This window comes from Acinetobacter sp. YH12095 (genome assembly GCF_013419245.1).
Taxonomy (GTDB): domain Bacteria; phylum Pseudomonadota; class Gammaproteobacteria; order Pseudomonadales; family Moraxellaceae; genus Acinetobacter; species Acinetobacter towneri.
This window is the reverse complement of the sequence record NZ_VPAL01000017.1, coordinates 29929-55306: the sequence shown is the minus strand read 5'-3', so window position 1 is coordinate 55306 and position 25378 is coordinate 29929. Positions and strand designations below refer to the sequence as shown.

The following is a 25378-nucleotide window of genomic DNA, read 5'->3' as shown; positions in this document are numbered from 1 at the left end:
CTTCATCCAATTATTTTAACAGTATTTTTCTTAATAGTGACTATAGTACAAGTATTTAAAACGACATTTCGTGTCGTTCATATGGTTTACTCCAGTCGCTTATATCCTCGTGCTGAACCACGAGGTTTTTCGCTCCAGTGGATAAACTTCTTTCACAAATCCGATTAAAACCATACTTCAATCCCCCATCATCCTCTTACGGAAGATATTCCTCATCCCTGAGCCATATATGGCGCAAGAGAAGGGATTTTCGATACTAATTTAATTTTGACCTATACGGATAAACTGAAAAGACAGACACAACGTCAGCTTTTTAAAAACTCACAACTTACCCAAATGCGCCAAACAACGATGAATCGCACCACAACCCGGCTGAAAGTGCTGCACACCTTTGGCTTCTTCCATACGGCACACCTCACTCACCAAACGATCTGCCACACCTCGACCACGGTTTGCAGGATGCACCACAATATATTCAAGCGTACGATGATCATCTTGCCCTGTGCACCAAATCGCACCAATCACTTTAGTATTAAATTCTGCCGTGTAAAGTAGGGTATACTGAGCCAAGTTCTGCTCAAGTTGGCTTACCGCATCTTGCCCATCGCCAAATTCAGGGCTGGTATCATACAGTCGCTCAAGCTGGCTGCGCACTTCGGTATTTTCCAGTGAAGTATAGGCATGTACGGTAATAGGCATTGATTAACCTTCCTGAGCAATCTAATATGCTGAGACTTCGTCACAGCGAAAACATTTTACATCAATCATTTTTGACGTTTTTTGAGGAACGTGTCTATGACCCAACGTATCAGTGAAGTGGTGAGAAATACCAACGAAACTAAAATTCGAGTTCGTGTGAATCTGGACGGTACGGGTCAAGGCACACTCAACACTGGAGTTCCATTTTTAGACCATATGATTGATCAAATCAAGCGACACGGTTTGTTTGATATTGATATTCATTGTGATGGCGACTTGGAAATTGATGATCACCACACTGTAGAAGACTGTGGTATCACGCTTGGACAAGCTTTTGCTCAAGCTTTGGGCGATAAAAAAGGTTTACGACGCTACGGTCACTTTTACGCACCACTTGATGAATCTTTAAGCCGTGTGATTGTCGATTTATCGGGTCGTCCGGGTTTATTTATGGATATTCCATTTACCCGCGCACGTATTGGTACTTTTGATGTGGATTTATTCTCAGAATTCTTCCAAGGCTTTGTCAACCATGCATTAATGACACTGCACATCGACAACCTCAAAGGTAAAAACAGCCACCACCAAATTGAAAGCGTATTTAAAGCATTTGCACGTGCTTTACGCATGGCATGTGAAGTCGATCCGCGTGCTGAAAATACAGTGGCATCAACCAAAGGAACACTCTAATGACCCGAATTGCCCTTCTTGACTATGGCATGGGAAATTTACACTCTGCAGCGAAAGCTTTAGAGCATGTGGGTGCAACGGTAGATGTGACCAATGACCCAAAACTGATTGCACAAGCCGATAAAATTGTGTTTCCAGGTGTGGGTGCTATGCGTGATTGTATGCAAGGCATGCATGAAGCTGGCATTGATGACGTGGTGCGCAACGCGGTCTTTAATAAACCTGTACTTGCAATTTGTGTAGGCATGCAGGCGCTGATGCAACATTCCGAAGAAAATGGCGGAGCAGATGCACTGGGCATTTTTGCAGGTACAGTCAAACGCTTTCCTGAAGTAGCAGGTTTAAAAGTGCCACACATGGGTTGGAATCAGGTACATCAACGTGACCCGAGCCACCCTATGTGGAACAACATTGAACAAGATGCGCGTTTTTACTTCGTGCATAGTTTTTATGTTGAACCGCAAGATGAAAAAATCGTGGCCGCGACCTGTGATTATGGTTTAACTTTCTGTACAGCCCTGCATCAAGACAACTTGTTTGCAACGCAGTTCCACCCAGAAAAAAGTCACACTGTTGGTTTGCAGTTACTAAAAAACTTTGTGGAATGGAATATCTAATATTCAGGATGCTTCAATCAATAAAGCCGAGTTAATCTCGGCTTTATTTTTGCGTGAATGTTTTTCACTTTTATTGCACATTGATTTGTGTTTAAAATTAAAGCGTTTTTTATACCTTTTATTCAAAATAAACTGAGGGTCTGTCGATAATTGGTCTATGTTTGCGATGTGAGAGAGATATCTCACAAGATTTTTGAGCAAATATACGGTATGCGACAGAAAATTCAAAAAATCTAGGAATTACAACAATGAGTCAATATGTAGAAGATTCTGCACTCAGTGCAGCGGGGCGTTTTGGTCGATTATCATTTTTAGCGTGGAACTGTTTGCTCAGCTTGGGGCTTGCAGTACTGATTGCAATTATTGCCGTTGTTGCACCCAATTTATTGCTAGAGCTCGGCTCTGGCTCTATGGGCATCGGCATGATCTTGCTCGTGATCATTTATATCGTTGCGTTCTATTTTAGCTTTATTTTCACCATCCGCCGCTTGCATGACAGCAATCATACTGGCTGGTTATCTTTGCTGATTTTGGTGCCTTTGGTGAATATTATTATGGGTTTATATTTGGTATTTGCACCTGGCGATGATCGTCAAAATAGCTATGGTGCGGTACGTGAAACTGCAGGTTGGGAAAAAGTACTGGCTTGGATTTTTATTGTGCTGATGATTTTGGCGATTATTGGCAGCTTCTTGTCAGGTATATTCAGCAACGTCTAAGCAAAAATATTCCACTTGGTTGATATTTCGAAATAGCCCATCTATTGGGCTATTTTTTCAGGATATTCGCTGCAATCTTTGTCCTGCACAGCATTTTCAATCTTTTAAACTTTGCCAAATTCCGCAAAACGCTTTAGGCTAAAACCGCTTCTTTACCGCTTTGAATGTTATGGATCTCACTCGTCTGCGTACCCTGCCTAGCCCTGATGAAATTCGGCAATTGCCACTGTTTGAAAATATTGCGCGTCAAAATATTGTACTGATTCAAAATCTAGAGCAATGTCTAGCAATTGAAGCTGAACTGAAAACCGCAGCTGTCTTGGGTTTCGATTCTGAATCTAAACCCACGTTTAATGTAGGCGAAGTTTCTACAGGCCCGCATTTAATTCAGCTCGCAACCTTAGAAAAAGCCTATCTATTTCAGCTCAATGATGACATTTGGCAATTTTTGCAGCCAGTTTTTGCCAATCGCGATCAAATTAAAGTAGGTTTTGGGCTGAAAAATGATGCCCATTTATTTCGTAAAAAAGGTATACAACTGAATAGCGTGATTGAACTATCCAAATGTTTTGGCAGTTTTGGTTTTAAAAGTCCGCTTGGGCTTAAAAATGCCATGGCATTATTATTTCACGTTCATTTCCCTAAAAGCCGAAGTATCAGCACCTCAAACTGGGCATGCAAACAGCTCAGTGAAGCACAAATTGCCTATGCTGCCGCCGATGCCTACGCACCTGTGTTGATATTTGAAGAATTGGGGCGTTTGGGTCTATTGCCCGAGCATATCCCAAACAGTTCACTCAAATTGCGGATTCGTCCCTCTAAAACAAAACCTACAACAGATGCTTAGATATTTAACAATACTTTGTTAAGATGCACAGATTGAATTCAATAAGTTTTTGGCAAGGAGCGAAAGCATGCTGATCATCCCTGCAATTGACCTGAAAGATGGCAAGTGTGTTCGTTTAAAACAAGGTCGTATGGAAGATGATACTGTATTTTCTGACGATCCAGTGGCAACAGCACAACACTGGGTAAATGAAGGCGCGCGTCGCTTGCATTTAGTCGATTTAAACGGCGCTTTCGCAGGTACGCCAATTCATAAACCTGTGGTTGAAGCGATTGCAAAATCACAACCGGATCTTCCAATTCAAATTGGTGGCGGTATTCGTTCACTCGAAACCATCGAACACTATTTGGATGCAGGCGTATCGTTCGTGATTATTGGTACCAAAGCCGTACAAGAGCCTACTTTTGTAGAAGAAGCCTGCAAGAAATTTGCAGGACACATCATTGTCGGCATTGACGCCATGAATGGCATGGTGGCTACTGATGGTTGGGCCAACGTCACAGACGTGAAGGCAACAGATTTAGCTAAGCGTTTTGCCGATGCAGGTGTATCTAGCATTGTTTATACCGATATTGCCCGTGATGGCATGATGCAAGGTGTGAACGTAGAACAAACCGTAAACTTGGCGCAATATTCAGGCTTACCCGTGATTGCTTCTGGCGGTGTGACCAATTTAGATGACGTACGCAACCTAAAAGGTCAGCCTGGCATTTTAGGTGCGATTACAGGTCGTGCAATTTACGAAGGCACGTTAAGCCTGCGTGAGGCACAGTTGCTTTTAGATGAGCAATCTTTGTAATTCTGCCGCGTATTTTTAAAGAGGTCTGCGGACCTCTTTTTTATTTTGATTTTATTTTACTCATTTTGAGTTTTCTTCATCTCCCACTGGTTCTATGTCTCAGCTTTCACCAATGCTTCGCAGCAAAGCCCCGCAACTGGCGCTCATTTTGATTACCTTAATTTGGGGTGCAACCTTCATTACCGTGCAATACGGTTTGAACTTCAGCAGTCCAGTACTGTTTGTAGGCTTACGTTTTGCCGCAGCCACGTTGGCCGTGGGGCTGATTTCATGGCGAAGCTTACGTGGTTTTAGCATCGATGAACTCTATGCAGGCTTTGCCATAGGCGCAGTCATTGCGCTAGGTTATGTCACTCAAACCATTGGCTTACAAAGTATCAGCAGTAGCGAATCGGCCTTTTTAACGGCGCTGTATGTCCCGCTTGTACCGCTATTGCTGTGGTTATGCTTTGATCAACGTCCGCATGTCATGACTTGGTTGGGTGCTATTTTGGCATTTGTAGGCTTGGTCTTTTTAACAGGCAATGGCTTAGGCGCAATTCAGTTAAGTTTTGGACAAGCCATTACTTTAATCGGTTCAATTGCGATTGCCTTTGAAATTATTTTAATTAGCTATTTTGCCAATCGGGTCAATTTAAAGCGCGTTACCCTCATCCAACTGGGTTGTGCATCGTTATTGTGTTTTGCGATTGCACCATGGGTTGGAGAAACTCAATTGCCCGAATTTCAGTGGTCACTCCTTGCTGTTTTGCTCGGCTTAGGCATTGCCAGTGCCGTGATTCAATTGGTGATGAACTGGGCGCAACGACAAGTAGACCCTGCGCAAGCTGCTATTATTTATGCAGGTGAGCCTGTTTGGGCCGCATTGATTGGACGTTTGGCAGGCGAGCGCTTGGCAGTTCTGGCGTTGTTCGGTGGACTACTGGTGGTTTTAGGCGTGCTGGTCAGCGAATGGCGACCAAAATTTTTAAAACGAAACACATCATCCCAAAAAGTTGAATGAACAGCATCTAGGCAAGATCGCTCAAAACATCTTAAAAAGACGAACGAACGTGAATTTAATGATACATCGGTAAATTATCATTCACGCGAATTAAACCGCGTATAGCACGGTAAACAATCCATAACCACGAAATAGCAACCACTGCGATACAGAAAAGTGTCGCAGCCAAAGTCATACTGGCAAAGCTTTGCGCATCTGGACTAAAGAACACCAAAAAGAACGGCACAAAGGCCACAATATTCCAAAACAGATACCACCAGAAGCTGCGAATTTGCCAAGTAAAATGACTGGCAAAAATTGAACCTTGTACATCACTACGTTTTAAATAGTTGATGATTAAGGCAATAACGGCCAATATCCCCGCAGAAAAAATCGCCACGATATACAGCACATATAAAATCATGGTCAATGAACGATGTGGGTCTTGATCTACTGAATATGAATGCTCTGCTTCTGACATAATGCACCTGACAAGCCTGTTACTAGAACAATATTCCCAATTAGATACTGAGCTGATTCAACGGAGAAATTAACCATAAAATCAGCAAGATATTTAAGCCTATCGTACAAAAATAAATCTTACCAAAGGGTTGTTTTTGTGTTTTATGGCGTAATTTTTGTTGTGCTAACCATGCTGCAGGCCAACCCCCTAAAAAAGCCACAATATGCAAGTTATTTTCAGGAATACGACGTCCACCCTGCTGTGCAGCTTCTTTATCTTGTGCATACAGCCAATAACTCAGCGCATTCATCAAACTGATGAATAATAACAACATGCCGCTGAGCAATCCCAACAGCGTCAGCAAAGCCAAAGCAACAATATAAGCCACACATAATATTTGCATCGGCTGCATTTTTTGCGTGATGTTGGATGTTTTCGCACTCACAGCAGATGCCTTTGCTGCTTTGGTCTGCGAAGCTTTTAAATACACCGCTTGCTGTGCTCGGTAACGTCCGCGCTCATCCACAGTTACGGTATATTCCAAGGCACAGCCCACAATTGGACGTGGCCCTTGTCGGGCGAAGTCCTTAATGTGTAAAAACACGCGATCTTTTTGGTGGTCATTCGGCTGAATAAACCCATAACCCTGCTCATCAAACCATTCGACTAAACGCCCTTGATCACGCATGTTCTATATCCCTCAAGCTGTCACAAACTTTAAGCGTTCAATCAGCATATTCCGCATTTCATCTGGATTTTTCTGCAAAATATCTGCGCCTGTCCGCCCTTCTGCCGCATTTTTAGCAGCCACCTGCAAACGCATTAACCAAAAACGTCCTGCCGCCATTGCCAAATACAGTTCCAAACAGGCTTTTTCGTCTTGGGTTAAAGGACGCACCGTTTCGTAGGCATTTAAAAATGCAATCGCCTTGCTTTCATTTAAGCTCAGCTCAGGAAAATCGGTACAAAAATCATTCAGCGTAATCGCAATATCAAACAGCAATTCATCTTGATTTAATTCATAAAAATCTAAAATGCCTTGCAACTGATCATCTGCAAACAAGGTATTGTCACGGAATAAATCCGAGTGAATAAAACCTTTGGGACGCTGCGGATAGACTGCGGTTAAAGCTTCATACAAGCCCAAAAGTTTGGACAGTAAGGCTTGATCGGCCACATGCATGCTTGGTTTTAATTGGCGTGCGACCCCTGCCCAATAAGCATGATCACGTACATGATCGCGCTGCAAAGGAAAATTTTGTAAGGCCACATGCATTTTGGCTTGTGCAATCGCAATCGCTTCCACTTGCGCCACTGTTGCCAGTGTCGGATGCTGCCCAATTAAACGCGGTGCAATTTGTGCAGGTTTTTCTTTTAATTGGTGAATGGCTTGTCCCGAATAGGATAAAGGCACTGCCACAGGCAAACCCGCTTGCCCCAAATGCTGCAATACAGGAATTAATTCACCTGCCGCTTGCTGATCTAATTCTTCAAAAATGGTCAGCACGTACTCGTTTTGATTGTCGCAACGCAAAAAATAATTGGTATTTTGAATCCCCCCTTGAATGGGAATCAGCTCGACCACCTCCAATCCATAAGGCGCTGCAAAGACCTGAACTTCCTTTAAAGTCAAAGGAGTATAAACCGACATAGAAAACCTGCGAAAAACCTGAGCTAAGTTTGATAGAATACCCGCTCCATCTGCCAAGGTGTAGCGCTTGTGTGGGTGAGTTTCATAATCGGCTGTAATAATTGGAAAAATTTATGCTAGCGAAACGTATTATTCCTTGCCTAGACGTAGATAATGGTCGCGTGGTTAAGGGCGTGCAATTCCTTGATATTCGTGATGCGGGCGACCCTGTCGAAGTGGCGCGTCGTTATAATGAACAAGGTGCCGATGAAATCACCTTTTTAGACATTACCGCTACCCATCATGGTCGTGATACGACTTATCGTACCGTAGAACGTATGGCAGAAACCGTGTTCGTGCCCCTCACCGTTGGTGGTGGCGTGCGCAAGGTTGAAGACATTCGCCTATTATTGAACGCAGGTGCAGATAAAGTCAGCATTAACTCTGCAGCCGTGTTTAACCCAGAATTTGTGCAAGAAGCCTCACAACGTTTTGGCGCACAATGTATTGTGGTTGCTATTGATGCGAAAAAAACGGGTGATAACAAATGGGAAATTTTCACCCACGGTGGTCGTAAACCCACTGGTATTGACGCAATTGAATGGGCTGTGAAAATGGCGGACTACGGCGCAGGTGAGTTGTTGGTCACCTCAATGGATGCCGATGGCACCAAAGCAGGCTATGACTTGGCGCTCATGCGTGCCATCAATGACCGTGTAATGGTACCTACCATTGCTTCTGGCGGTGTAGGTAATTTACAGCACTTGGCAGATGGTATTTTAAAAGGCGGTGCCGATGCGGTACTGGCAGCCTCAATTTTCCACTTTGGTCAGCATACCATTCCTGAAGCCAAACAATATTTGGCAGCACAAGGCATTGAAATGCGTTTGTAAAATCATAGTGCAAACGAACTGTGAAAAGTGCAATCTGAAGATTGCACTTTTTTTAGCTTAAAATTGAAGTAAAGGTAAAATTTAGGCAGAAAAAAAGGAGTCCGAAGACTCCTATCAACTCAAAAAACCACAGCGCTGAGGTTCTTTTATCTTTTTAAATAGACTTATAAAAAAATAATCAACAAAATCAATTTATCATCACACAATATTCAACCGAAACATCCGTGGATATTTCACTGCACACAATATACGCAGAGCTTTAGCTGAAATATTGACCAAAAACACCAAAAACATTGACCATTTGCGACAAGACTTGCCCAAGCTGTCAGTACAAACCTTCATTTGCTGCAATACAGTTAAGATAACTGCTCTGCCACAGCTAATTTTTTCTCGACCCATTTGGCAGGAAAATATGCAGCAGACAGATGGTTTAAACCCTGTGCAATCACCCGAGGTAAGGCAATGCCTAACGGATTTTGCTCCTGTAAGGCAGGTGCTGAAATGACTCGCGTTCCTAAAATATAATCAAACCACGGTTTGGTCACGCACCAGTTCGCATCCTGATTGCTGTTCATGTGATGGTCATAATGCCACGGAATTTTCTTAACTGCCCACTCTGGCTCTAAATGCGCACGACGGTGAATATAATAATAATTCGCAGCACTATATAGCGCAGCCAAACTCATACCCTTAGAAATTGGATAGAACACGCCACTGGCCACCGTTGCCACCACAGCCAAAGACACAATTTCATTTTTGGTACGCCAGTTGCGAATCCCTTCGACATAGCCATGATCGTGAAAACTGGTTTTACGCACTTCACGATGATGTTCCCAATGTGATTTCATACTTTCAGGCACAGGACTATAACGGCGCTGCCCTGCTCGATGCGTTCCGTGCAAAATATATTTATGTGCCACCCATTCAAAACCATTGGCAACCACCAAACCTGCTAGAAATCCTTTCCACATCGCTATTTCTCCTTAAACACAGGACATCTTGACTCTGATGTTCACTATAGGCATGTGAGATTGACTAGATCTTGACCAAAAAAATCAATATCATTGACAAATGACGACAAAAATAAACCGATAACACATGCAACAATTCAAAGAATATACGGGCTCGGTCTATGGTGGCTTAGGGCATTTATTGATGTGCTATTACCAAGCAAAAAAGCTGCCCATTCCAGAAAAATTACATCAGATTCAAAATCTGGAACGTTTTGATTATGCCCTCTGGCGTGACTTGCTCAGCACTTTGGAGCAACAATTACCACAACCTGCTTTGGGTTTGGAAATTGCCAAATACGTGCAGCCCAAACATTTAGGCATCATTGCGTATTTAGCCTTGTCCTGTGATCATCTGGGTGAAGCATTACAGCGTTACCACGATTTTCATCGCTTGATTTACGATGGTGGCCCGTTGCAAGTCGAAGCACAAAACGATTATTTATCCATTCGTTGGTCAGAATTGCCCGTGCACATGACCACACAATTAACCGATGAAATTGCCATTGCTTTAATGATGGAATTTTTGAAGCACTTTATGCAGTTTGAAGATATTTGCCTGCACGAAGTACATTTTCATCATCCTGCACCCAAAAATATTGCACTGTATGAGCAGTATTTTCATTGCAAAGTGCGTTTTTCTCAGCCAATTACCCAAGTGTTGCTGCCTGTTTCCGAACTGGCAAAACCTTTTCATCAGGGCGATCAGACCTTACAGCATTTATTGTTGCAACAGGCACAAGCCTTATTGGAAAAGCTACCGAATAGCACCCAAACCGATCAGTGTTTACAGCAAGCCATTTTGACGGGGCTGCAAAAAAATATGTATCAAATTGAACATATTGCTCAGCAATTACATATTTCTGTACGTCAGTTGCAACGTTATTTGCAACAGCAAGGCACGACCTATCAAAAACGCATGCAGGAAGTACGCTGTTTATTGGCAGAACAATATTTACAAGACCCACATTTAAGTCTGCAAGAAATTGCGCTATTGCTGGGTTATTCAGAACAAAGTGCCTTTCAGCGTGCGTTTAAACAATGGACGCAGCACACACCACAACAATGGCGGATGCAACGTGCTTCATGATTGCTTCTTTTTACTTTAATTTATGTTAAATTCATCACAATATCGATCTAAAATGCGATAAATTTAATTGAAGTTTGATCAATTAACTCAAAAAATAAGCACTGGAGAATCAAATTGAATAAGTATTTCGCAGAACTGGCTGGCACATTCTAGCTGGTATTTGGTGGTTGTGGTAGTGCGGTATTGGCTGCAGCTTTTCCTGAATTGGGCATTGGTTTTGTGGGGGTATCCCTCGCGTTCGGTCTGACCGTATTAACCGCGGCCTATGCACTTGGGCACATTTCAGGTGGTCAATTTAACCCTGCAGTCAGTATTGGTTTGTGGGCAGGTGGACGTTTCGAAGCCAAAGAACTCGCACCGTATATTATTTCACAAATTATTGGTGCGACTCTGGCCGCACTGGTGTTGTATCTGATTGTACAGGGTCAGGCAGGTTTTGCAGGCACAGGCGGTTTCGCGACCAACGGTTATGGTGATTTATCTCCAGGAAAATATGCCCTCAGTTCAGTATTATTGATTGAAGTGGTACTCACTGCTGGCTTTTTGATGGTGATTATGGGTGCAACCGCCAAACGTGCACCTGCAGGTTTTGCTCCAATTGCAATTGGTTTGGCACTGACCTTAATCCATCTGATCAGTATTCCTGTAACCAATACTTCCGTGAACCCTGCACGTAGTACAGGTGTGGCGTTCTTTGCTGAAACTGCAGCACTCAGCCAGCTTTGGGCTTTCTGGGTTGCACCGATTGTAGGTGCGGTGATTGGTGCGGTGCTGTATCGCGCTATGGCAAAAGCTGAAGACTGATCTTCAAAACTTTAAATCCACAGCTTTTCAAGATGTCTGGGATTTATCTAAAAACACACAAAACAACAAAGCCCGTTCAAGCGTTTGAGCGGGCTTTTTAATGGCTTAGATGAGCAGATTAAAGTAGATTTAATATCTTGAGATGGCATCCATTATAAAAATGGATTTTCAATTTCACCCGCTTCGGGACGATCTAACTTTTCAGGCAGATTCGGAGTCTGCTCCAAAGTTGCAACAACTTCATTCAAAAAAGCCTGTAGTGCTTTGGCTGCCTGTAAACCCGCCTGATCTTTGCTGATTTGCAAATTGCCATACACATTGATGCAATCTAAATCATTTTCTAAGGTTAAGTCATGAATCGCATGTGATTCAGTCCCATTTTGAAACGGTTTAAACATTGAATTCACCTTAGCATGAAGGATGCAATATCCATCATCTTAACCCAGTTTAAGATTTCAACAACTGTAAAATATATTGCAATAAAGCTTCAATCAATTGCTTCACAATTGCATCTTGGGTATCTGCATCAATGCTAGCACCCGATGCAGGACTACTGCCTGAGCGTTTAAATTCGGTTTGCAAGGCTTGTAATTGCTCAGCAGATACATCTTCTGCGCACTGGCTTTCTGCATCCCAATGTGAGTAGGCAATCGGTGTATTGGCTTTTACAGCATTTGCAGTCAAAGGCAATTTATAGGTATTGCGCTTTTGTTCTTCACTTAATTGTGGGAATAAATTAATGCCCAACTGTTCTTCTAAATAGCAGACACTCACCACTTGCACCTGTAACGAGTCGTTATTGGGCGCGTAATAAGCCCCTATCGCGCCTGTTTTGGGCATATACACAGCTTTATACACCGCAGTCGGCACAATAACGCCCTGCCCAATGGTTTTTAGACGCTTGGCATTAAAACTTGGCCCCGTAATCACATACACATCTTGCTTTTGCTTAGTCACCACCGCTCGGGTGGCTTCTTCAAGTTCACGCCAGACCTGCTGATTATTTTTAGGGGCTTGCGGCACCATATTTGCCAAAGAAAAACTGTCAAACTGGGCTGCCAAGTTGGTCATGTCGGCATTCGGTGCCATGTGTCCACGGTCATAACCCGAACCACGATAATCCAGCAAAGTCGCACGATGCTCGGCTTTGACGCGCGGTTCTTCGTGAAAGTTATCTTCACGTGGAATCCGCTGACTCAAACGCGCTGGTGTTAAGGCTTCTGCCACCCATAACGGGGTTTTGGATACCCCTGAATACATCACATTAAAGTCATTAAAACACAGCGGATAGCTGTCTTTTTGCAGGCTATTTTTCAGTAAATAGGGCGGCGTTTCTCGATAGAACTGGGTTAGGCAAGCACTATTTCCTGAACTCGGCACCAGTGAAGTCCACTGGCTAATTTTTTCTTGACCAAAAGCAATCACAAAACTCCCTGTTGCCACTACACCGAGTAGCACTTTCAAGCTGTTTTGATTGAAAATTTGAGTCCAAATGTTGTTGGAATTGCGCCGTTTTCTTGCCATAACCGTTACTGTGACTTCGCTCTAAATCCGCAGAGTTTGCCCGAGCTTAACAATCCACTCACAGCTTGTATATGAAGCACCTCTTGTTCGTCTAACAATTAAACAAAACCCGCGCCATAACACCACAAAAGCCATACACAGCCTGAGTTTTAAGCACTTTTGACATCAGTCTAGATCAAGTTTGGTAGATTTGATTGCATCCGTTTTAGCGAATCTGCCAAGCTAAATACACCTTAAAGACATCGCTCAGCGACACCCAAGCGCATTGCGCTGCTCTAGCTGGATGTCATTGACGATTTAAATTGGTTTTAACTTTATTTTTGCGATTTTTGATGGAGAAATACATGCGTTTTCATCTTTTTGCTTGTGCTTTGGTTGGTAGCAGTATCAGCATTTCTGCCTTTGCCGAACCACCCATTCAAGCAGGTGATACTTTAGAAAGTTTATCTAAAGTCAAAATAAGCACCACGATTAATGGGCAAGCAGGCTCACTACAAGAATTAATCGCCAATGGTCAGATACGCATTGTACCGAGTACAGATACAAACTTAACAAGTCCAGCAGAAAATATAGCGCAACAGCCTGCAAACCAAATTTCAGCCGAACAAGCCAATCTGGCTCAAGACAATGTACCGATGACGATGCCTGTCGGGACTGAATCCGAACTGCAACACGCAGCGCAGGCAGAGCAAGTGAGCGAACAACACATACAAGCCACCTCTGCGCCATTATTGTCATCTTCAGCCGATTTACCTGTAAATGCTGGCGATGATGTGGATGTCACCGCAGAAGCGCTAAATGCTGCACCACAAAACCCTGCTGCATCTGAACAAGCAGCAGTCAATCTGCCCACGACTGAACGGCTTGAAACCACAGCACCTGCGGCACAGGGCGCAGATGTAAACGATATAGATTTAAGCCATCTACAACCAAGTGATACGGAACAATAAGATCTGTTTAAGACCAATCTTGAGCTAAAAATAAAAAACCAGCACTTTATAATGCTGGTTTTTTAAAATCTATTGAGCAGTTTTTAAATTTCGATTTGACTACCCAATTCCACCACACGGTTGGTTGGAATTTGATAGAAATCACTCACAGGACTGGTATTGCGCTGCATTGAAATAAACAGTTTTTCACGCCACGGTGACATGCCATCGCCCACCGTATGCACAATTCGATCACGCGAAATAAAGAAGCTCATTTGCATCATATCGAATTCAAACTCAAGCTGTTCATAGGCTTGTTTCAAGGCATTTGGAATATTTGGCTGATCTTTAAAACCGTAATACATGGCAATCCGATAAAAACGATCATCCAGTTTTTCGACTTGAATCCGATCTTGCTGCGCCACAAATGGAATATCACGCGTGATGACCGTTACCATGATATTGCGTTCATGTAAGACCTTGTTGTGCTTAATATTATGCAACATGGCATGTGGCACAATGTTAGGCGTACCTGTCAAGAAAATCGCATCGCCAGGGACAAATTTGGTTTCATTGCCCATACTAATACTGTGAATGAATAGGTCTATCGGCAAGGCATCTTTTTCCAAACGATTGAAAACCAATGCACGACCATCTTTCCACGTCATTAAAATGGTATACATGATGGCGCCAATTAAAATTGGCACCCATCCCCCTGACACAATTTTGAGCGAGGTCGAAGCCACAAAAATTAAATCTAGGGTTAAAAATGGCACTGCAAAAAGGGCAACTTTCCACATCGGCCAACGCCAAAAACCATAGGCCAGCACTGAAATTAAAATCGTGCCACACAGCATGGTCATGGTCACTGCCACGCCATAAGCACTGGCAAGTCTGGCACTATTTTCAAATAATAAAATTAAGATAAGCACCGAAATAAATAAGGCCCAGTTAATGAATGGCAAATAGATTTGACCACGTTCAACATCGGACGTGTGACGTACAGTCAGGCGTGGTAAATAACGCAATTGAATGGCCTGATTGACCATTGAAAATACCCCTGTGATCACCGCTTGAGAAGCGATCACCGCTGCAGCTGTGGCTAAACCAATCATCGGGTATAAGCCCCATTCAGGCACCAACATATAGAACGGATTTTCAATCGCTGCAGGGTTACGTAGCAATAATGCCCCTTGTCCTGCGTAATTCAATAACAAGCAAGGTAAGACAATCAAAAACCACGCGAGGCGAATAGGCATCCGCCCAAAATGCCCCATATCGGCATAGAGTGCTTCGCCACCCGTCATGGTTAAAATCACCGCACCCATGGTGAGAAATGCAACAAAGGGTTGCTCTACTACAAAGTTAAACGCCCAGTGTGGACTGACCATGGCCAATACAAATGGGGTTTGGATGATACTGAGCAGCCCTGCACCGCCAATGGCTAAAAACCACAGCAAAGTCAGTGGGCCAAAAAATTTGCCCATAGTGCCTGTACCATGACGCTGCACAATGAACAGTCCTGCCAAAATACCAATGGAGAGCGGTACGAGCCATTGATTAAAGATAGGCGTGGCAATACTTAGTCCTTCAATGGCAGACAATACTGAAATGGCGGGGGTGATAATGCCATCGCCAAAGAACAGGGATGCACCAATAAAGCCAAGTGCGATCAGAAAGATTTTTTTGTCTTCGGCAATGCGGGTGGTGCGCAGGTTCAATGCCAATAATGACATGATCCCGCCTTCGCCATTGTTATCGGCACGCATAATGATAGTGACGTATTTGAAGCTGATGGTGAGCATCATGCACCAGAAAATCAGGGATAAAATTCCCAATACACTGGCTTGAGTAATTGCAAGATGGGCCGTTAAAAAAGTTTGTCGGAAGGCGTACAGGGGGCTGGTTCCGATATCCCCAAATACGACGCCGAGCGCAGCCAAGGTAATGACGGGTAAGGCTGCTTTTTTTGCAGTACTTTGCATAGGTGTCTTCGATTTAGACGGTATTTTTGAGAATCATAGCACTACGCTGAAAGTTTTTCTCTAAATCAAATGTTTCAACTTGGCTTTGTACTATTTTTTGGTTATTATCCACCGCCTATGGTGAAGTGTCCGAGTGGCTGAAGGAGCACGCCTGGAAAGTGTGTATACGTTAATAGCGTATCGAGGGTTCGAATCCCTCTTTCACCGCCAAATTAGCTTCCCGTAGCATCCAACGGGGTACTGAAAGGCTTAAACTATATAGGTTTAAGCCTTTTTTATTATTTTATAAAATCCTAGCACATCCATTGCAATCCCCCATATCGTGGGGGATAATTGGGGGACAAATTTTTTAAGTTATTTTTCGTCCCCCAATTTGCACGGATACCATTAAAAATGCTTACTGATGCTCAAGTTAGAAAAATAAAAGCCCTTGATAAAAAAAAGCGATACTCAGACGAAAAAGGATTATATCTTGAGGTCACTCCATCTGGTGGAAAGTTCTGGCGTTTAAAATATCGGTTTAATGGCCGTGAAAGCACTTTAACTATTGGCAGCTATCCAGAAATCACACTTGCTCAAGCTCGCCGTGCACGTGATGAAGCACGTATTCAGCTTTACAATGGTATTGATCCGAATGCCATAAAGAATGAGCGCTTACAACAAACTGATGAAAGTACTCTTTTCAAATCCCTCGCTATGGAATGGATGGAAGATCGAAAGCCTGTTATTAAAGAAGGGACATATTTACGAGACTTATCTGTTTTTGAAAAGGATCTCTTCCCCGCATTAGGGCATATGCCTATTGATCAGATTAAGGGTAAAGATATCCTTGCTTGTGCTAAACAGATTGAAGCTCGCGGTGCACAAGAGATGGCGAAACGCTCTATACCTTTAGCAGGACGTATTTTCCGTTTTGCAATACGTAAAGGTCTGATCGAGAATGACCCGACTCCTCATCTTCAGGAAGCACTAAAGCCCCGTAAAGTAAAACATATGGCTCGCTTAGATATTTCTGAATTTCCGCCTTTCTTAGAACGAATGGATCACTATCACGGCAATATCTTAGTTAAGACAGCATTACAGTTTATGACTTTAACTTTTGTGAGGACAGCTGAGCTCATAAACATGGAATGGGATGAAATTGATTTTGAAAATAAGTTATGGCGCATCCCAGCTTATAAAATGAAAATGGCTCTACCCCATATTGTTCCTTTATCTCGACAAGCTATTGTACTCATCGAAGATCTAAAACCCCTTACAGGTAATAAACAATTTGTTTTTTATAATCACAGTACTGCAAAGCCCTTAAGTAACAATGCCCTTTTAAGTGCCATTCGTACGATGGGTTATACAGGTAAAATGACAGGGCATGGATTTCGTGGGCTTGCCTCTACAACTCTACATGAGCAAGGTTATATGCATGATGCGATTGAAATTCAACTAGCTCACACCGTTGGTAATGTTGTTTCTCAAGCATACAATCATGCACAACATTTAGAGTATCGAACCAAGATGATGCAGGAATGGTCTGATTTTATTGATAGCTTGAGGGATAAAATTGTACCTTTTCCTAAGAATAGAAGAGCTTAATTTCAGTGCTTAGGATGCATAAAACTTATTTTCTCAAGCGATACCTTTGCTTCGGACTTTTCGGCTTATCTGGAATAGTCCGCTCGATCAAACCTAACTCTATTGCAGGATTCAGATAGTTCTTTTGGAATGTTGCTCTGTGAGTTAAACCAAGCAGCTGCATCAACTCAATCAAAGTATAATCATCTTGTCCTAATGCAGAAACCAAATGTCGAACTTGATCGCTTACTTGTACACCATCTTGAGCGGTTCGATTTTCTTTTTATCAGGTTCTTTGATAAATTCTTTATAGGTTAGGACTTACGCAAAAGACACTGGCTTCCTGCATTCGCAGGAATGACGAGCCACTTTAAATTTCCGTCACCTCTGCATAGGTAGGGGTCTAGCATCTTATTTTAGATTTGCAATGATAGGAAATGCGTAAGTCCTAATAGGTGATATTTTGCCAGTTTTGTAAGTCTTTGCTTGGGTAAATTTATGAATAAAATAGAGGTTCATTGTATTAAATCAAACAAAAAGCAACTAACACCCAAAAGCCTTAGTTGCCCCTAAAACACAATCATAAAACCTATCAGTTTTTCTCAAGCAACTCACGGCTTACTTCAGTATTGTACAAGAACACCGTTTCATGCCGTTCCCAATCCATCGTATGATAGCTCGTACTTGCATCTTCATAACGCTTAAACTTATAAACTGCATCATTCATCAGTGATTCATTAAACAAGTTTAGGTTAACAAGCAATCTAAAATCCGCTTGGGTCAAGCCAGTTACACGTTCAAATAACTGTGGTTCAAGCTGTGTGATAACATCATGTAAGGTATGTTCCCGATAATCGGTCAAATACATAAAAATTGGAATACGAGTTGCAAATTTGATTAGCTTTTCTTGAATTTGCTTACGCAGACCTTTCATTTCTTTTTCTTTGGCGGTTAGTTCATCCTTTTCAGTTTTGCTCATTGTCTCATCGTCATTTTTATCTTTTTTACTTTTTTTGACTTCATTTGAGCGATTGATAATGGTTTCAATGTCTTTATTGATGGAGCGAAAGCCTTCAATTTTTTGCAGCGTTTGCATCGCTTCATCATTGTCTAGGAAACGCTGTAGGGTAAAGTTATCGACATTAACCAATAATGCACTTTCCCAACGCTTAGCAAGCAAGGTAGCGGTGGTTCCTTGCATGGCAATATCAAGCACCCCAGCAGCATCAATTTGACGCATACTAGAGCCATCATAAGCCAGTACAGGCAAAAACTGGATAAACTCTTCAACCTTTCTTTCAGGGCTTTGCTCACCAACATTTAGGCGACAGCTATAGTCAGAGATTTGTCGTAATGCTCGTGTTGGAGCAAAGTCAAAGACGTAACATTGTTCTTTGATGATTTCTTCATTGTTTGGGTCATTGGGGTTATGTCCACGCATTACCCAAGGGGTCTGCACCCGAAAGGCTGCCTGAAAATAACCTTCAGGACTGGTCATGTTGCGTAGCATGAGTATGCCTGTCCAAGGGGCAATTGATACACCTGTGGTTAATTTACCGCAAGATAGCGTTATACTTTTGCTTGCCAATGGATTTTCACCCATTGCTCGCTTAACAGGTGGAATAGCTTCACTACCAATACCTGCCTTTGTACCTGACGCATTGACAATTTGATAATCTTGATAAAACACATTTTGGCGTTGTTTGAGCAGATTTTCCATTGCATCGCATGAAGCCACTGATGGCAAAAACCAAAAGGTATGCAGTAAATTACCGAGTAAATTGACATCAGAAAACGGCATAGGCGGTTTTTGTCTGCCTAGTTTTAGACTATCAACATAAGCATCAGGTAAGGCGTTACGCATTAAATCAAGCCATTTTTGCACATATTCTTCATGTTTGAATTTGGCATCTTTACCTGTACCTTCAGCGAAGAAAAACTCATTTAGGTCAAATTCATTAAATTCACCTTGTTGAGCAATAGTTTTGACAGCATCAGGTAGCTGATACGTCATCATGACCATCTTAGGTAAACTTGCATAGGGATTGGGCTCATCTGAATGCGTTGCCCACTCTTCTTTTGCCTTTTGCTCGTCAGAATACGTCCAGTTGTAGATTTGCTCTTCAATAAATTCGCCTGAATTTAACGCTCTAAATGGCGTACCTGATAAATAAAGATAATGCTCTGTAGTAATGGGTAGTAATTCTTCATCGAAATTCTTCAAATCAGTCGATAATGCGTACTCCTGTTCACCTTTGGCTTCATCATTATCAAATAAGTCTTTGGCGGTTTCACGCCATGCCCCATAGTGATATTCGTCAAAAATCACACAATCCCAGTTAGTAGCATGTACCCATTCGTTTTTGGTTTTAATACCACCTGTGGCTTTATTTTTACCAAGATAGTCTTGGAATGAGCCAAAGCAAACGATAGGTTTAGTTTTATCTGCTTCTTCATAGGTTAAGGTATTTTCGTTATTACTGACGAACTGCCAACCTTCAAAATCAATATGATTTTCTAGGTCTTCTTGCCATGCGTTATGCACCGCAGGTTTGAAAGTCAAAATTAGTATTTTCTTCCAACCCATTTTTTTTGCCAGTTGATAGGCGGTAAACGTTTTACCAAAACGCATTTTGGCATTCCACAAAAAATGCGGTTCTTTGTTACGATAGGCTTCTTCTTGCTTTATGTTGGTAAAATACTGAGCTGTACGTTCAACGGCTTCTTGTTGCTCAGGACGCATTTTAAAACTTTGGGTGCGATGTTCGATGTTAGGCTTACCAGTACGGATTTCCATGAGTGCTGCTTGCACCGCTTTGATATCGCAATCAAACCACTCACCTGCATCTCGCTCAATACCGTGTTTTTTAAGGGTTCTATGTACATCATGGTCGGTAAAGAATGAACCATCTTCACGGATTGCAGGTTCGTCTAGCAAAAGTGTCCAACTTTGTGATGGCGTTTTGACTGGATATTGTTCTCTAACTCGTTCTTCAGCAGTTTTTGTGGCGGTATAGCCTACTTTTAGCTTGCCATTATATCGGATGTCACTATAGGCGTAGATGGTAGGCTTTTTTAGTTGGGTAGTGAGTAATTCATTGCTCATAGTCTAATCCTGTTCTGCATCCATTGGACGAACCATTTTTTCGATAAAGGCGATTTCTTTTTTGGTTAGTTTATATTTTTTATAAAGTTCTTCATCCGTCCAAGGTTTTGAAAAGTCCTGCATTGGAACTAGTTGGTAAACTTTTTGAGTTGCATGTTGAGTATTTTTTATCAAAAGAATTAAAAATCTAAAAAACCTTGTTTTCATGTAAGAAATCACATTCTCTGCGGTCTGTTTATCATCAAAATCACCAACCACAAGATAGGTTTCAGTACAAATAGTATTGGGTTCACCCACAAACGGTTTGCCGATTACCCAAAAATATTCAGAAATCCTTTCTCCATAAGAGTATGATATAAAAACTTTATATTTATCGATTAAGGCTTTATTTTTAAGAATTAACCCTCTGTCTTGATAGCCAATGCTTGCACTATTTTGATTTTGATAAACTAAAACTGAGTTTTCAAACTTGTTTGGTTTACCTCGAAATGTGCTATCTAAACCAAAAGGCTTTCTTGCACTAACAATATCAGCAAAGCTTTTTTCTTTGAATTTTCTAATTTTTCTAATAATCTCAACACCTTGATTGTAGCGTATTAAAATATCAATCCCTTCTTCCTTTAAAGGTCTTGACATTTTTGAAGAGCAACCTTTGCTATCATAGGTGGCAATAGTACAATCGCCATTATAATTACTATCCCAATGGAAGAAATTCACGCCACCTGACAAGTCAATTTGCGGAAAACAATCCGCAGCATTCGGATAATCATGAATTTCTTTTACACGTTTATCATTGAGCATTTCATCACGAAATTCATCCAGTCCTTTACCCCCTGCGAACCAACGGGATGGAACAATCATTAATAGATGATTAGGGTTTAGCTTTTTAGCTTGCTGAACAAATAAATGATAAATAGGTTTGGCACTCGCCTGAGCACCACCATCACTCATTTGATAGGGTGGATTGCCGATAATTACATCAAACTTCATTTCTTTCCCCAATTCTTTAAAACGATTTTCTAGTAATGCCAAAGGATTGCCATGAATAAAGGCATACGCATGATTTTCACGATTATCTGATACAAAATCATACTCATTGCGTGATGCCCCACACTCACTACACTTGCCATCATTGCCCCAACGATGTTCCAATCGCTGATAAAAGATATTGCCATTCTCATCATTAAACGCTGTACAAGCGGATAATTTACCGTTTGCTTGTTTTGAACAGTACAGCGTTCTACGAGAAATTAAAGCCGTTAGTAGGGTAATCCCTAGACCAAATACCTGTTTGGTCAAAATATGATTAAAACGTTCTTGTTCAGTCGGTATCTGCGACTTTAATCCTTCATTCAGTCGTAAGACAATCTCACGCAAAAATACCCCTGATTTGCAAAATGGGTCAAGAAATGTCGCATTTTTATTTGACCATAGCTTTTTCGGTAACAAGTCGAGCATACGATTGGCGATATCAGGTGGCGTGAAAACTTCATCACTTGACAGATTTGCCAAACAATTTAAGACATCAGGATTATAATTAACGAATAGACTTAGCTGCCCTTTATCTTGATTCTCTGATAATGCTTCATTAAATGGATTTTCAGTTACCATATGACTGTTCCCATAGCTTTAAAAAATGTGTGGGGGCATATAATTTAAAAGATTTTGGAAAGAATTTTCGCTCACCTGTTTCAGAATACGCATAAGAACCCCGTTCTTCGTCTGATAATAGATTTTCGGATTCTGCTTCTGACGGCATCAGGTATTCATAAATAAAGTCATGCCGTTGAACCAAGCTATTGTTAATAAATGCCCATTGGGGAAAAACAATTGGTTCACCATTGTTTTGCTTTAGCGACAACGCATCACCATGCAAAATATTCGTTCTCAATAAGTATTCAATTGTATTGATAAAATCTTCTTGGGTTTTGCTATATTTACTTTCATAATCTTTTACCAAAATGTCGTATAACCGTTTACGACACTCAATAAGATTATCTTCAAGCAATTCAATGCCATAAATCGAAGATATTGCTAAGATAGCATGTCTCTCGTAGTTTGTTTGATTTTTTTTAGCCAAACGATTAACTGTTCCTAACTTACGTTCTAAAATTTTGGCTAAAAAATTGCCTGTGCCACAGGCAGGTTCTAAAAACCTTGAATCAACACGCTCGCTTTCGTCTTTAACTAAATCTAACATAGCATTGACTTCACGGTCATTGGTAAATACCTCACCGTAGTCACGAGTACGTTTTTTTGACTTAACTTGAGATATTTCTACTGACATATTAATAGTTTACCTGCTTATTCACTCTTATATCGCTATTTATTCATAGGAAAGCGTATTTTTGATTTTAAAAACGAAACAGCACCCAATGTACCATCTTGAATTTAAATCGCTAAAATAGCTTGTTTTTGTGCAAATAACCACTCTGCTTTTTCACCAACGAATCTTGCAGAGTTAGAAAAATTTTTACCATCGTCAAATGAAATGAATTCCTCTACTCATTTAGCTCAACATGAAGAACAAATTGATAGAATTTGGAACAATTTATTGCAAAAATGGGAGGAAGAAGACAAATCTCAACCAACCGTAAACAGTAACTCCCATCCACTACATGATAGTTTTACAACTGTTAACTCAACTAACGTAACTAATATGACTTCTCCTACTAAAGAGAATTATCACTACAAAGAAGATTCATCATCAACAAGACTTACTAGATACATCAGAACTTATGGATCATCCAAACCCATCTAGGTCTTCTAAAAGTGATACAGATATCACTGATGCAGAAAACTCAGAAAATAAATTTTCATTACAACACTGTATTAATGATGATGATCAGAATTCAATAGACCTCTTGCGAAAGTAAAAAATGCCTGAATATAGATTTCATGAGATATGAGAAATTAAACCGTTTTTCAGATTCTGAATTTAAGCGCTTGGTTGATGTACCTCGACCAGTTTTTACTGAAATGGTCGATGTTATAAAAAAAGCAGAATCACTTAAAAAGAAATCAGGTCGTCCTCATACTTTAGCTATAGAGGATCAATTGTTATTAACGCTCAATTACTTACGCAACTACAACACTCAACTAGAATTGGCGGCATACTACCATATCGCTGAAAGTAATGTGAATCGAACCATTAAAAAGGTTGAAGATGCTTTGATGAAATCGAGATGTTTTACTCTGCCAAAACGAAGTATTACCACAGCAGACGAACACTTTAACTGGGTCATTATTGATGCGACAGAATGTTCAATAGAACGCCCGAAAAAAAAACCAGAGTAAGTTCTACAGTGATAAAAAGAAGAAACATACACTAAAAACCCAAGTGATCTATCATCCGCAGAGCAAACAAATCATAGGGATCGATGTATCAAATGGCAGTCAGCATGATATTAAACTGGCAAGAAAAACGGTTAAGAAGTTTAAACATTGTGAATATGTTCTGACGGATTTAGGGTACTATAGATTAGAACAAGATGGATTTAAGTTATTGATGCCAATTAAGAAAAAGAAGAATTTACCTTTATTTGATGCTGAGAAAAAGTACAATAAAATGCTTGGAAAAATACGAGTTGTGATCGAACACATCAATAGTCAATTGAAAACATTTAGAATATTAAGTGAACGCTATCGAAATAGACGGAAAAGATTCGGTTTACGCATTAACTTAATCGCTGCACTGGTAAACCGAATTAACTTGCAATAACGACTTTCGCAAGAGGTCTACTGGAATAGTAGATTTTTATTCAACAATAAATATCATACGCAAATTTACTATTTATTACATTAAAAAACAAACATCTAAATTTACACAATATGAATACCTATTGATAAAGAGTTGTATTTAAAAACTCAAAAAATCCTATTAATGGAGGTTGTATCAGCTATGATAGTTGTAATACTAATAAAGACTACTTCCAGCAGAATCTATACACATGAAAAAAAAATAAAGGAGACTGACTCCCTTATTTTTATATTTCAATGACTTGCTTCAAACTTCAGCCTTAACAGTTTTTCTAAGCCCCTGTTTAATATTTATAAAATCCGTTGTTAGAGCAATAGAATCAGGCTGCACTTCAACAACATTTTGCTGGTCACTGTAAAACTCATCCACCACACTCAAGCCCTCCTCCATATCCGCTTCAAATCGGGCATTCGCAAAGCCCTGTCTTGCGACGTGATCCAATGCCTCTTGATAAAACCCAGCATGCTTGCTCTGTTCATCAATCTGTTTAGCTTGGGCAATCGCATCATTCAAACTACTCCCATCACGCAGAGTCAGATCCACGTAGTACACAGGCTGACGATAGCTCTGTGTAGTGCTCTTGCCCCGTAGTGTGAGCTGCAATGGCAAGCACGACAACAAGCCACCCGATGCTGCATGGTAGTAACTCAAACGTGCTGCTAATGTTCGGATACTATTAAAGCCTGTGGTTCTAAAGATAAATGTACCCAGCTCATCCGAGTCATCCAGATTCACATGTAAACGACCATAAGGTTTACAGTTGCCACCTTGCGCTAAAGCACACAAATCAGGTGATGGACATGGATGTTGTTCAACCCCTTGATGAGTAATACGTTGGCATGTGTCACCATTACCCACACAAACAGGTCTGCCCGTCTGTCGATCAAATAAACTGTATTCAGCTCGAAGATTGAGTTCGGGATCATTAAAGATCATCCGCACGGGAATGGATCTCAACTTCCCATTCGTTGCGTTTGCACGTAGCTGTTCATCTAGGGGATGTTTAATCCAGCCTTCTTTGCTTTGGATCTGACTGGTAATCGTAAACTGGTCATCTTTCTCTGGCAGACGCTTGCCATTCTTTTCCACCACACGACCTATGCTGATTCGTCCTAAAATTGGTGGTGTAATTGCTAAACCTTTAATCATGATAGTTTTCCTCTAAATAAAATTTTACTGTTGACCCTTTGTTATGTAAGCAAATACAAAACCGTTTAAAGATCAGATGAAATGCAAAGACCGCCATTGTTGGCCTACCGCTC

The 25378-nt window shown here is 41.2% G+C and carries 24 protein-coding genes, 1 tRNA gene and 1 pseudogene; 13 read left to right on the top strand and 13 right to left on the bottom strand.

The genetic code is table 11. The annotated features are described in order from the left end of the window. Positions 1-321: 321 nt before the first annotated feature. Positions 322-699, bottom strand: a complete 378-nt coding sequence (locus FTU35_RS11045) for a GNAT family N-acetyltransferase (RefSeq protein ID WP_096902643.1) — start codon at positions 697-699, stop codon at positions 322-324. Between the two features lie 96 nt (positions 700-795). Between FTU35_RS11045 and hisB the strand changes: the two genes are divergently transcribed. The 6 genes from hisB to FTU35_RS11015 all read left to right on the top strand — a co-directional run bounded on the left by hisB (position 796) and on the right by FTU35_RS11015 (position 5374). Next, positions 796-1389 (top strand): imidazoleglycerol-phosphate dehydratase HisB, encoded by a 594-nt coding sequence (gene hisB / locus FTU35_RS11040; RefSeq protein ID WP_096902642.1) that lies wholly within the window; start codon positions 796-798, stop codon positions 1387-1389. Then, positions 1389-2006: an imidazole glycerol phosphate synthase subunit HisH gene (gene hisH, locus FTU35_RS11035; RefSeq protein ID WP_004974401.1), complete on the top strand. Its 618-nt coding sequence runs from the start codon at positions 1389-1391 to the stop codon at positions 2004-2006. The genes hisB and hisH overlap by 1 nt, the downstream gene beginning before the upstream one ends. 248 nt (positions 2007-2254) lie before the next feature. Continuing rightward, positions 2255-2725 (top strand): DUF805 domain-containing protein, encoded by a 471-nt coding sequence (locus FTU35_RS11030; protein ID WP_180064728.1) that lies wholly within the window; start codon positions 2255-2257, stop codon positions 2723-2725. A 169-nt stretch (positions 2726-2894) separates the two neighbouring features. Next, positions 2895-3572: a hypothetical protein gene (locus FTU35_RS11025; protein ID WP_004974396.1), complete on the top strand. Its 678-nt coding sequence runs from the start codon at positions 2895-2897 to the stop codon at positions 3570-3572. Positions 3573-3639: 67 nt separating this feature from the next. Then, positions 3640-4371, top strand: a complete 732-nt coding sequence (gene hisA, locus FTU35_RS11020) for a 1-(5-phosphoribosyl)-5-[(5-phosphoribosylamino)methylideneamino]imidazole-4-carboxamide isomerase (protein ID WP_004974395.1) — start codon at positions 3640-3642, stop codon at positions 4369-4371. A gap of 94 nt (positions 4372-4465) precedes the next feature. Then, on the top strand, positions 4466-5374 hold the full coding sequence (locus tag FTU35_RS11015) for a DMT family transporter (RefSeq protein ID WP_104852667.1): 909 nt from the start codon (positions 4466-4468) through the stop codon (positions 5372-5374). 55 nt (positions 5375-5429) lie between these two features. Here the strand turns inward: FTU35_RS11015 and FTU35_RS11010 are convergent, their stop codons facing one another. Genes FTU35_RS11010 through FTU35_RS11000 form a run of 3 tightly spaced genes read right to left on the bottom strand, consistent with a single transcriptional unit; the run spans position 5430 to position 7467 of the window. Continuing rightward, complete coding sequence (locus tag FTU35_RS11010) at positions 5430-5834, bottom strand: hypothetical protein (protein WP_167846391.1); 405 nt, start codon at positions 5832-5834, stop codon at positions 5430-5432. Between the two features lie 40 nt (positions 5835-5874). Next, complete coding sequence (locus FTU35_RS11005; RefSeq protein WP_179994019.1) at positions 5875-6504, bottom strand: DUF1294 domain-containing protein; 630 nt, start codon at positions 6502-6504, stop codon at positions 5875-5877. A gap of 12 nt (positions 6505-6516) precedes the next feature. After that, positions 6517-7467, bottom strand: a complete 951-nt coding sequence (locus FTU35_RS11000; protein WP_154320233.1) for a homoserine kinase — start codon at positions 7465-7467, stop codon at positions 6517-6519. Positions 7468-7580: 113 nt separating this feature from the next. Between FTU35_RS11000 and hisF the strand changes: the two genes are divergently transcribed. Continuing rightward, positions 7581-8339, top strand: a complete 759-nt coding sequence (hisF, locus tag FTU35_RS10995; protein ID WP_154320232.1) for an imidazole glycerol phosphate synthase subunit HisF — start codon at positions 7581-7583, stop codon at positions 8337-8339. A 356-nt stretch (positions 8340-8695) separates the two neighbouring features. On the opposite strand, the gene FTU35_RS10990 is transcribed toward hisF, so the two are convergent. Next, positions 8696-9310 carry a hypothetical protein gene (locus tag FTU35_RS10990; protein ID WP_154320231.1) on the bottom strand — a complete coding sequence of 205 codons (615 nt, stop codon included), beginning with the start codon at positions 9308-9310 and terminating at the stop codon, positions 8696-8698. Between the two features lie 127 nt (positions 9311-9437). Here FTU35_RS10990 and FTU35_RS10985 point away from each other — a divergent pair, with 127 nt between their 5' ends. Both FTU35_RS10985 and aqpZ read left to right on the top strand, forming a co-directional pair. Beyond that, entirely contained in the window at positions 9438-10439 is a 1002-nt protein-coding gene (locus FTU35_RS10985; RefSeq protein WP_180064727.1) for an AraC family transcriptional regulator, read from the top strand. Positions 10440-10592: 153 nt separating this feature from the next. Beyond that, positions 10593-11243 (top strand): aquaporin Z, encoded by a 651-nt coding sequence (gene aqpZ, locus FTU35_RS10980; RefSeq protein ID WP_180064729.1) that lies wholly within the window; start codon positions 10593-10595, stop codon positions 11241-11243. 152 nt (positions 11244-11395) lie between these two features. Here aqpZ and FTU35_RS10975 read toward each other — a convergent pair whose 3' ends face one another. Continuing rightward, complete coding sequence (locus FTU35_RS10975) at positions 11396-11641, bottom strand: hypothetical protein (protein ID WP_004974374.1); 246 nt, start codon at positions 11639-11641, stop codon at positions 11396-11398. A gap of 49 nt (positions 11642-11690) precedes the next feature. Continuing rightward, a complete protein-coding gene (locus FTU35_RS10970) occupies positions 11691-12767 on the bottom strand; it encodes a DNA/RNA non-specific endonuclease (protein WP_004974371.1) in 1077 nt (358 codons plus the stop codon). Between the two features lie 344 nt (positions 12768-13111). On the opposite strand from FTU35_RS10970, the gene FTU35_RS10965 reads away from it, so the two are divergent. Continuing rightward, entirely contained in the window at positions 13112-13717 is a 606-nt protein-coding gene (locus tag FTU35_RS10965) for a hypothetical protein (protein ID WP_004974369.1), read from the top strand. Between the two features lie 83 nt (positions 13718-13800). Here FTU35_RS10965 and FTU35_RS10960 read toward each other — a convergent pair whose 3' ends face one another. Beyond that, the gene (locus FTU35_RS10960) at positions 13801-15681 is read right to left on the bottom strand and encodes a potassium transporter Kup (protein ID WP_004974367.1); all 1881 of its coding nucleotides are present in this window, start codon (positions 15679-15681) and stop codon (positions 13801-13803) included. Between the two features lie 119 nt (positions 15682-15800). On the opposite strand from FTU35_RS10960, the gene FTU35_RS10955 reads away from it, so the two are divergent. Both FTU35_RS10955 and FTU35_RS10950 read left to right on the top strand, forming a co-directional pair. Continuing rightward, positions 15801-15891, top strand: a tRNA-Ser gene (locus FTU35_RS10955). 183 nt (positions 15892-16074) lie between these two features. Next, a complete protein-coding gene (locus FTU35_RS10950) occupies positions 16075-17271 on the top strand; it encodes an integrase arm-type DNA-binding domain-containing protein (RefSeq protein WP_180064726.1) in 1197 nt (398 codons plus the stop codon). A 25-nt stretch (positions 17272-17296) separates the two neighbouring features. Here FTU35_RS10950 and FTU35_RS10945 read toward each other — a convergent pair. The 4 genes and pseudogenes from FTU35_RS10945 to FTU35_RS10930 all read right to left on the bottom strand — a co-directional run. Then, positions 17297-17521, bottom strand: a pseudogene (locus FTU35_RS10945) (Fic family protein); the annotation flags it as partial. 321 nt (positions 17522-17842) lie between these two features. Continuing rightward, positions 17843-20356 (bottom strand): DEAD/DEAH box helicase family protein, encoded by a 2514-nt coding sequence (locus FTU35_RS10940; protein WP_180038335.1) that lies wholly within the window; start codon positions 20354-20356, stop codon positions 17843-17845. 3 nt (positions 20357-20359) lie between these two features. Then, entirely contained in the window at positions 20360-21967 is a 1608-nt protein-coding gene (locus FTU35_RS10935) for an Eco57I restriction-modification methylase domain-containing protein (RefSeq protein WP_180038336.1), read from the bottom strand. Beyond that, on the bottom strand, positions 21957-22643 hold the full coding sequence (locus tag FTU35_RS10930; protein WP_180038338.1) for a hypothetical protein: 687 nt from the start codon (positions 22641-22643) through the stop codon (positions 21957-21959). The genes FTU35_RS10935 and FTU35_RS10930 overlap by 11 nt, the downstream gene beginning before the upstream one ends. A gap of 611 nt (positions 22644-23254) precedes the next feature. Between FTU35_RS10930 and FTU35_RS10925 the strand changes: the two genes are divergently transcribed. Beyond that, positions 23255-24077 (top strand): IS5 family transposase gene (locus tag FTU35_RS10925; protein WP_180037941.1). Its coding sequence is split into 2 segments (ribosomal slippage): positions 23255-23635 and positions 23637-24077, totalling 822 coding nucleotides; the frame shifts between segments, so codons are not numbered across the junction. Positions 24078-24362: 285 nt separating this feature from the next. Here FTU35_RS10925 and FTU35_RS10920 read toward each other — a convergent pair. Continuing rightward, entirely contained in the window at positions 24363-25265 is a 903-nt protein-coding gene (locus FTU35_RS10920; protein ID WP_180037897.1) for a hydrolase or metal-binding protein, read from the bottom strand. Positions 25266-25378 lie beyond the last annotated feature (113 nt).